We start from the raw sequence: 8,280 nt of genomic DNA, 5'->3' as shown, positions 1-8,280 counted from the left end.
AGCTCGGCGTGTGCTCGCGCAGCCAGGCCGAACAGGCTGTGCGCGAGGGCAGGGTGACGGTCGATGGTCGCTGCATCCGCGATCCGGAGCGCCCCACCGACGCCGAGCGCGAGCGCCTGACGCTGGACGGCCGTCCGGTCGGTGCCGCCGAACGGGTCTACATCGCCCTCAACAAGCCGCGCGGGGTGGTGGTGAGCGCGGCGGACGAACGCGGCCGCGACACCGTCTACGGCCTGCTGGAGGAGGCCGGACTACCGTGGCTCGGCCCGGTCGGCCGGCTCGATCGGGCCAGCGAAGGCCTGCTGCTGTTGAGCAACGACACCGGGTGGGCGGCCGGACTCACCGAACCGAAGCATCACGTGGACAAGACCTACCATGTGCAAGTCGATTGCCGCCCGGACGAGGCCCTGCTCGCGAAGCTGCGTGCCGGCGTCGTCGATGCCGGCGAGCGGCTGGGTGCGGTGGCGGTGGACGTGCTGCGCGAAGGCGAGAAGAACGCCTGGCTGGAAGTCGTGCTGGACGAGGGGCGCAATCGCCACATCCGCCGGCTGCTCGCGGCGCACGACATCGGCGTGCTGCGCCTGATCCGCGTGGCGATCGGTCCGCTGGCCCTGGGCGAGCTGCCCAAGGGCCAGTGGCGGCACCTCACCGTGGACGAGGTGCAGGCGCTGCGTCGCGGCTGAGCCGTGGCGCGGCGAAGAGGGCTCAGCCAATCACGCCCAACTGCTTGCCGATGCGGGTGAAGGCGTCGATCGCGCGGTCCAGGTGTTCGCGGGTATGCGCTGCGCTCATCTGGGTGCGGATGCGCGCCTGGCCCTGCGGCACCACCGGGTAGAAGAAGCCGGTGACGTAGATGCCTTCCTCCAGCAGCGCGCTGGCCATCGCCTGCGCCTTCGGCGCGTCATAGATCATCACCGGCACGATCGGGTGCACGCCCGGCTTGATGTCGAAGCCGGCAGCGGTCATCCGCTCGCGGAAGTAGGCGGTGTTCTCCTGCACCCTGGTGCGCAGCTCGCCGGCACTCTCGAGCATGTCGAACACCTTGATCGCCGCGGCCACCACGTGCGGCGGCAGCGAGTTGGAGAACAGGTAGGGGCGCGAGCGCTGGCGCAGCATCTCGATCACCTCGGCCGGGCCGGTGGTGAAGCCGCCCAGCGCGCCGCCGAGCGCCTTGCCGAGCAGGTACAGGTCGGGCACGACGCCCTCCCTGTCGCACGCGAAGGTCTCGCCCACGCGACCGAGGCCGGACTGGATCTCGTCGGCGATGAACAGCACGTTCCGCTCGTCGCAGATCTCGCGCACCCGTCGCAGGAACCCCTCGGGCGGGATGACGACGCCGCTCTCGCCCTGGATCGGCTCGATGAGCACCGCGACCGTGTCCTCGGTGATCGCGGCGGCGATCGCCTCGGCATCCCCATAGGGCACGGCGTCGAAACCGGGCGTGAACGGGCCGAACCCGTCGCGCGCCGACTCGTCGTCGCTGAAGCCGACGATCGTCGTGGTCCGCCCGTGGAAGTTGCCGTGCCCGACGACGATGCGCGCCGCGTCAGGCCGCACGCCCTTGACCCGGTAGCCCCAGGCCCGCGCGACCTTGATGCCGGTCTCGACCGCCTCGGCGCCGGTGTTCATCGGCAGCACCAGATCCTTGCCGCACAGGCGCGCGAGCGCCGCAGCGAACGGCTCGAGCCGGTCGTTGCGGAAGGCGCGGCTGGTGAGCGCGACGCGGCCCAGCTGCTCCTCGAGCGCCGCGACGAGCGCGGGGTGCCGGTGTCCGAAGTTGACGGCCGAGTAGGCGGCGAGCAGGTCGAGGTAGCGCTTGCCCTCGACGTCGGTCACCCAGGCGCCCTCGCCGCGGGCGATCGTCACGTCGAGCGGCGCGTAGTTGCGCGCCACATGCGGCTCCGTGCCGGCATCCGGATCCTGGCCGGCGATCGTCCCGTGCTCGGCGAACTCCCTGACCTGCTCCGGCGTCATCACGCGCCCCGCAGTTCCAGGGTGCAGCACTTGATGCCGCCGCCACCGAGCAGCAGCTCGCTGAGGTCGACCATGATCGGGTTGTAGCCGCGCTCGCGCAGCTGCTTCTCGAAGCCCGTGGCGCGCGGCGAGATGATGACGTTGTAGCCGTCGCTCGCGGAGTTCAGGCCGAACACGGCGCCGTCCTCGTCCGAGACCAGGATCGCGTCGGGGAAGCGCTCCTCCAGCACCGCGCGGCTGGCGTCATCGAAGGCGTGCGGCAGGTAGGCGATGTTGGCGGCCGCGGGGCCGCCGTTCTCCTCGCCGACCACGGGGTCGAGCACGGTGAGCGCCGTGTCGAGGTGGTAGAAGCGGGGGTCGACGAGCGTCAGCGTCACGACCTCGCGGCCGAAGACCTCGCTCACCTCGCGGTGGCTGTCGCCGGCCGAGCGGAAGCCCGTGCCTGCCAGGATCACGTCGCCGGCGAGCAGGAAGTCGCCCTCGCCCTCGTTGATCTCCTTCGGCATCACGGTGTCGAAGCCGTGCGCGCGGAACCAGTCCGCGAACGCGGGGGCCTCGCCCTGGCGCTGCGCGTAGTAGAACGACGGCACGTAGGCGCGGCCGCCGATCACGAAGCCGCCGTTGGCCGTGTAGACCATGTCCGGGTAGCCGGCGAGCGGCTCGATCAGCTCGACCTCGTGGCCGAGCTCGAGGTACAGGTCGTACAGCTTCTGCCACTGCGCGACGGCCTTGGCCGTGTCCGTCGGGTTGGCCGGCTCCATCCACGGGTTGATGCTGTAGTTCACCGTGAAGTGCTCCGGCTTGCACATCAGGTACCGGCGGTGGTGCGCGGTGCGGGCCGGCGTGGCGGTGGCGGTCTCAGGCGTCGACATGAGGCTCCTTGCGAATCTTCGGTCGCGGCGGACGCTGTCCTGAGGCCCGGCGGTCCTTCGATCCGGCACATCGTGGATGCGGGGAGAAGATGCGACACGGGCACGCCGTCGTCCATTGTCTCATCCGAGGCTGGACGTGGCCATCACGGCGCGGCGCCGGCTCAGATCACCCCCGCGCTCCAGTCGTCCGGGTTGCCGTAGCGGTGCGCGGTGATCGCGATGGCCTGCTCGTGCAGGAACGGCAGCAGCTCGATCCGGCCGGCCGTGGTCACCTCGCCGGCGAAGATCGCCAGATCCGGATCCCCCTGCACGGCCTCGGCGAGCGCGGCGTGCAGGGCCGCGACGTCGTCCGCCGCCCCCACGATGCGCACGCGGTTCGGACGTGCCGGCGCCCCCTCGACCGCGGTTCCCCTCTCGCTCCCGTCGCGATCTCTGCCGCTTTCCGTCCGGCTTTCCGGCAGTTTCTGCGACGGGAGCAGTTCGGGCGGGAGCAGCTCGGATCCGTCCGCGGGCGCGGCAGGGCCTGTGAACCGCTGGGTCCACTCCTCGTCGCTCTCCACGAACACGGTGACGCCGGCCTCGCCCAGCACGCGGCGCACCGCGGCGGGAAGGCCGATCGGCGAGGAGAGCGTGAACGCGCCCCCGCCGCGGATCGCTGCGATCGCCACCCGCAGCAGCGCGCGCAGCGGCGCCTCTCCCGTCGCGCGCACGGCGACCGGCACCGAGCGGTACCGGAACAGGTTGCGCTCCACGCCGAGGCGCGAGACGTCGCGCACCCGCCCGAACTCGCGATCCCAGGCCAGCGCGTCCGAGAGCGCCGCGCGGCGCAGCCATTCGAACGCCGTGTAGTCGAGCGACGGCTGCGCGGCCTCGATGAGCGCGGTGATCCGCGAGTCCAGCCCGCGCAGGTGCAGGGTCGTGGATCCGGCGCCGCCGGTGTCGCGCCAGGATCCCAGCCCGATGAGATGGTTCGGCCCGCCCGCCTTGGCGCCGGTGCCGACAGAGGAGCGCTTCCAGCCGCCGAAGGGCTGACGCTGCACGATCGCGCCCGTGATCCCGCGGTTCACGTACAGGTTGCCGGCCTGCACGCGGTCGAGCCAGAGCGCGAGATCGGCCGGATCCTGCGTGTGCAGCCCCGCAGTGAGGCCGTAGTCCACGGCGTTCTGCAGGTCGACCGCCCGCGCGAGCGTCGGCGCGTGCATGATGCCGAGCACCGGCCCGAAGAACTCCTCGCGGTGGAAGCGCGACCCCGGCTGCACCCCGAGGCGGATGCCGGGCGTCCACAGCCGCCCCTCGGATCCGGGGATCTCGCGCGGCTTCAGCAGCCACTTCTCGTCCGGGTCGAGCTCGGTGAGCGCCCACTTCAGCTTGCCCTGCGGCGGCTCGATCACCGGCCCGACCTCGGCGCGCGGGTCCTCGGGCCAGGCCACGTGCATCGATCGGGCCGCGTCCACGAGCTGCCGTGCGAACCGTCGGGAGCGACCCACGGGGCCCACCAGGATCGCGAGCGATGCCGCGGAGCACTTCTGCCCGGCGTGCGCGAACGCGCTCTTCACGAGGTCGGCGACCGCGAGGTCCAGGTCGGCGGAGGGCGCGATCACGATCGCGTTCTTCCCGCTCGTCTCGGCGTGCAGCGCGAGGTCGTGACGCCAGCTGCGGAACAGCGCTGCGGTCTCGAAGGATCCGGTGAGGATGACCCGGTCGACGTCGGGGTGGGCGATGAGCTCCCGGCCCAGCTCGCCCTCGGAGATGTCGACGAACGCGAGGAGGTCCCTCGGGATCCCGGCGTCCCAGAGCGCGGCGGCGATCACGGCGGCCGAGCGCCGCGCCTGCGGGGCGGGCTTGAACACGACGCCGGATCCCGCGGCGAGCGCGGCGAGCACGCCACCGGCGGGGATCGACAGCGGGAAGTTCCACGGCGGGGCGACGACGGTGACCCGCGACGGCACGAACGCGGCCCCGGGGACCGCGTCGAGCTCGCGGGCCTTCGCGGCGTAGTACCGGGCGAAGTCGACGGCCTCGCTGACCTCCACGTCGCCCTCGGAGATCACCTTGCCCGTCTCGGCCGCGGCGACCTCGATGAGCTCGGCTCTGCGCGACTCGAGCACGGCGGCGATCCGCAGCAGCACCTCCCCGCGCTCGGCCGCCGGGCGCGCACCCCACGCCCCGGCCGCAGCGCGCACGCGGGACAGGATGCGCTCGAGCTCCTCCGCATCGGTCACGCGGGCGCTGCGCACGATCCCGTCCCCGGTCGTGGATCCCGGGATGCGGGCGAGGATCTCGCGCGCCCACTCCCGGTTCGCCGGAAGCGCCGGATCGCTGTCGACCGCGTTGCGGAAGCCCGGGGCGCCCGCGGCGATCGCGGACTCGTCCTCGCGCGCGGCGAAGACGGCCGTCTCCACGAAGGTGTCGCCGGGATCCGCGGCCTCGGCGATCCCGAGCACGGCCTGGGTGAGCGCGGCGGAATCTGCGTCCGGATCCGTGGTGAGGGCGGCGGACTCGTGCACCGGGGCGAGCCGGTTCTGTCTGCGGCGCGGACGCGCGGGCAGCGCGGGGTCGGCGGAGCGTTCGAGCGAGAGGGCGAAGCGGTTGATCTCGCGGTCCAGCGCATCCGGATCCTCGTGGAGCCGGAAGGCCGAGGAGAGGAAGTTCTCCGGCGAGGCGGTCTCCTCGAGGCGCCGCACCAGGTAGCTGATCGCGACGTCGAACTCGCGCGGCTTCACGACGGGCACGTAGAGCAGCACGTGCCCGACCTCCCGGCTCACCGCCTCGACCTGGCCCTGCGCCATGCCGAGCAGCATCTCGAACTCGATCGGCGCGGATCCGGACGCCGCTCCCGCGGTCGCCGAGCGATCGGGGCGAACGCCTTCTGCGTCGGGGCGCGTTTCGTCTCGGTCGCCCTCCTGGCGTCCTCGCTCGGCGTCCGCGGGCAGCAGCCCCGTCGAGGGCCGCACGCCGCGGTCGCCCGCGAGGAGCCATGCGTACGCGATGTCGAAGAGGTTGTGACCGGCGATGCCGATGCGCACGGCGCGAACGGATTCGGGGGTGAACGCCTCGTCCAGGCAGCGCAGGTAGTTCGCGTCGGTGTCGATCTTGGTGTCGTAGGGCGCCGGCGTCCAGCCGTGCAGGGCGGCCTCCACGCGCTCCATCGCGAGGTTCGCCCCCTTCACGAGGCGCACCTTGATCGGCGCGCCGCCGTGGTCCAAGCGATCCTTCGCCCACGCGGTCAGCTCCCTCAGGGCCGGCAGGGCATCGGGCAGGTACGCCTGCAGCACGATGCCCGCCTCGAGATCCTTGAGCCGCGGATCCTCCAGTATCCGCGTGAACACCGCGATCGTGAGGTCGAGATCGCGGTACTCCTCCATGTCCAGGTTGATGAAGGTCTGCGCGCTCTTCGGGCTCGTCGACGCCCACGGATCTCCTGCCGCCGTCAGGTACAGCGGCAGCAGCCGCTCCGCGACCTGCTCGACGACCTCGTCGAACGCCCACATCGAGATGCGGCTCACGACCGCCGAGACCTTGACCGAGACGTAGTCGACGTCGTCGCGGCGGATGAGCTCGTGGATCCCGTCCAGCCTCCGCTGCGCCTCGTCCTCCCCGAGCACGGCCTCGCCGAGCAGATTGAGGTTGAGCCTCGCCCCGCCGGCGCGCAGCTTCGCGATCGTCGGGGTGAGCTTGGCGGGGCGCGCGTCGGCGATGAGGTGGCCGACCATCTCGCGCAGCACGGTGCGCGCGATCGGCACGGTGGGCGCGGGGAGCCCCTGCGCCACGAGCCCGCCCGCGCGGACCGCGGCGCGCAGGTACCAGGGCAGGAATCCGGGCACGAGAGGCGCCACGCGGTTCAGCCCGGCGGCCGCAGCGCCGAGACTCTCCGGCCGCATCACGTCATCGACGAAGCCGAGCGTGAACGGCAGCCCGTTCGGATCCCGGAGCACCCCGGCGAGCCGCTCGGCGGCCGGATCCGCATGCGCGGCGGCCGCTTCGTCGATCCAGCGCTGGGCGAGGACGACGGCCCGGCGGGCGCGCTCGGTCTCGGCGGCGTTCAGCCATTGCGGCATCGGTTCCGTCCTTCCCGCCTCGCGCCTTCGGGGTGGGCGCGGAATGCTCCCCTCCAGCATGGCGCTCCTCGCGGCGCACGGCCCCGCGGCACGCCCTCCGCGCCGCTCTCTCTGCCGTGCGCCGACGCGAGGGCTGCCGCCTCAGTCGGCCCAGACGCTCGGCGCGGGCGCCTTGGTCGGCGGCAGCGCCGATGCGGCGGCCCAGTCGTGGATCCAGTCCTCGACGCCCGGCACGTCCTCCGGGCGGCCCAGCGCCCCGAAGAACTCCTCGTGCGAGACGGTCCCGCCGGTGCGGCGCAGCATGCGCGCGCGCACGATCACCTTGGCGTAGACCTCGCCGTCCACCACGGCTCGGTGCTCCATGAACAGCGCCTTGTCGTCGTGCCCGATGAAGCGGGACTCGACGTCGAAGCGCTGCCACAGCTCGAGGGATTTGCGGAAGGTGATGGTCTCGCTCGAGACCACGGCATACCAGCCGCGCTCCTTCATGGCGTCGAACAGCCCCGTGCGGATCAGCAGGTCCCACCGGCCGAGGTCGAAGAGGGACAGATACCGGCCGTTGTTCATGTGCCGCAGGATGTCCAGATCCGTCGGAAGCGTGGTGAGGCGGATGCGCCCGACCGCCGTCGGAGCCAGAGTCTGCCCTCGGCGGGAGCGCCGGCGGGCGGAGAGGATGACGAGCAGAGTGCGCCAGATCACGTTCACACGAGGAGCGTAGTGAATCCGGCACGGAATCCCATGATCGATTGTCGGATCCCGACAGATGATCCGACACGAGAAACCTGCCGGAAATGCTTGTCGTCACTCGATTTCGCGTCCGCGCACGGCGCGCGTAGAGTCGCGAACATGAGCGCCGAAGCCCTTCCCACCGTCACCGTCAGGCCCGTTCGCGATGTCGATGCCGAAGCGCTCGGCCGTGTGCACGCGAAGTGCTGGCACGAGACCTACGACCACCTGATCAGCACCGCCACGCTCGAGGCGGTCTCGCCCAAGCGGCTCGCCGAGCTGTGGACGCACTGGGCCTCCCAGGGCGAGGAGTACCGCATGAGCGCGGCGCTCGTCGACGGCGAGATCGTCGGCTTCGTCGGCTCCGGTCCTGCGCGGGACGAGAACCCCCCGGCGGAGCGCGAGCTCTACTTCATCTACCTCCTCGACGCCTGGCACGGCACCGGCATCGGCCAGCGCCTGTTCGAGGCCGCCGTCGGCGCCGGCGAGAACTGCTACCTCTGGGTCGCGGAGGACAACCCCCGCGCGCACCGCTTCTACGTGCGCAACGGCTTCACCCTCGACGGCGCCAGCCAGCAGGAGCCCTTCCTCGGCGAGACCATCAAGGAAGTCCGCTTCGTGCGCTGACCCTGGTCGCGCGTCGCGTCTCT

6 protein-coding genes are annotated in these 8,280 nt (G+C 71.8%); 2 read left to right on the top strand and 4 right to left on the bottom strand.

The window, feature by feature from the left end; genetic code table 11:
* Window positions 1-683 (top strand): pseudouridine synthase (locus B7X32_RS15645; protein ID WP_292721591.1); only part of this gene is annotated, 683 nt, incomplete at its 5' end.
* 22 nt (window positions 684-705) lie between these two features.
* On the opposite strand, the gene B7X32_RS15640 is transcribed toward B7X32_RS15645, so the two are convergent.
* The 4 genes from B7X32_RS15640 to B7X32_RS15625 form a co-directional block, all read right to left on the bottom strand.
* A complete protein-coding gene (locus B7X32_RS15640) occupies window positions 706-1,974 on the bottom strand; it encodes an aminotransferase class III-fold pyridoxal phosphate-dependent enzyme (protein ID WP_292721588.1) in 1,269 nt (422 codons plus the stop codon).
* Entirely contained in the window at window positions 1,974-2,846 is an 873-nt protein-coding gene (ddaH, locus tag B7X32_RS15635; protein ID WP_292721585.1) for a dimethylargininase, read from the bottom strand. The genes B7X32_RS15640 and ddaH overlap by 1 nt, the downstream gene beginning before the upstream one ends.
* A 161-nt stretch (window positions 2,847-3,007) precedes the next feature.
* Window positions 3,008-6,904 carry a bifunctional proline dehydrogenase/L-glutamate gamma-semialdehyde dehydrogenase gene (locus B7X32_RS15630; protein WP_292721583.1) on the bottom strand — a complete coding sequence of 1,299 codons (3,897 nt, stop codon included), beginning with the start codon at window positions 6,902-6,904 and terminating at the stop codon, window positions 3,008-3,010.
* 141 nt (window positions 6,905-7,045) lie between these two features.
* A complete protein-coding gene (locus tag B7X32_RS15625; protein ID WP_292721581.1) occupies window positions 7,046-7,609 on the bottom strand; it encodes an acyl-CoA thioesterase in 564 nt (187 codons plus the stop codon).
* 141 nt (window positions 7,610-7,750) lie between these two features.
* On the opposite strand from B7X32_RS15625, the gene B7X32_RS15620 reads away from it, so the two are divergent.
* The gene (locus B7X32_RS15620) at window positions 7,751-8,257 is read left to right on the top strand and encodes a GNAT family N-acetyltransferase (protein ID WP_292721578.1); all 507 of its coding nucleotides are present in this window, start codon (window positions 7,751-7,753) and stop codon (window positions 8,255-8,257) included.
* Window positions 8,258-8,280: the final 23 nt, after the last annotated feature.

The sequence above is a fragment of the Microbacterium sp. 13-71-7 genome, assembly GCF_002257455.1.
Taxonomy (GTDB): domain Bacteria; phylum Actinomycetota; class Actinomycetes; order Actinomycetales; family Microbacteriaceae; genus Microbacterium.
This window is presented reverse-complemented; position numbering and strand designations above follow the sequence as displayed.

Bases quoted from the DNA above. Each gene is read 5' to 3' on its own strand.
- B7X32_RS15640 (WP_292721588.1), bottom strand. From the start codon at position 1,974: ATGACGCCGGAGCAGGTCAGGGAGTTCGCCGAGCACGGGACGATCGCC.
- ddaH (WP_292721585.1), bottom strand. From the start codon at position 2,846: ATGTCGACGCCTGAGACCGCCACCGCCACGCCGGCCCGCACCGCGCAC.
- B7X32_RS15630 (WP_292721583.1), bottom strand. From the start codon at position 6,904: ATGCCGCAATGGCTGAACGCCGCCGAGACCGAGCGCGCCCGCCGGGCC.
- B7X32_RS15620 (WP_292721578.1), top strand. From the start codon at position 7,751: ATGAGCGCCGAAGCCCTTCCCACCGTCACCGTCAGGCCCGTTCGCGAT.